The 427-nt window shown below is 41.7% G+C and carries 1 protein-coding gene; it reads right to left on the minus strand.

Translation table 11 applies throughout. From position 1 onward, the window contains the following. The coding region (locus P5674_RS25975; RefSeq protein WP_315643440.1) for a reverse transcriptase/maturase family protein at window positions 1-409 on the minus strand (409 nt) is incomplete at its 3' end. Between the last annotated feature and the right edge of the window lie 18 nt (window positions 410-427).

Here is a 427-nt window from a genome sequence, read left to right on the forward strand (position 1 = left end):
TTGGAGTTGGGGAAGGTGACTTCTCTTTCGACCATAACAGTGTGTGGCAAATTCGAGTTTTTTCAGGTTTAATTTCTAATCCTACAGGTTTTAACCATTCAGAAATTGCAGTTTTGCACTGTTCAATGATTTTTAGGTCTTTGGATATAACCACAAAATCATCGGCATATCTTATAAGGTTTACCTGGACGGCTGTTCCTTTATTTGGATACCTTTCCTTAACTAGCCTTTCCATTCCCAACAGTGCGATGTTGGCTAGTAGTGGGCTTATTACCCCTCCTTGAGGTGTCCCTGCTTTTGTATCCTCAAATATGCCGTTATCCAAAACACCCGCTTTAAGCCATTGTTTCAGGTCTCTCTTCCGGCTGCTCGGACAATGAATTTTGGACAGTAGGTAATCATGGTTCACGGTAAGAGCATTTCGCTA

The organism is Limnospira sp. PMC 289.06 (genome assembly GCF_032350395.1).
Lineage (GTDB): Bacteria > Cyanobacteriota > Cyanobacteriia > Cyanobacteriales > Microcoleaceae > Limnospira > Limnospira platensis.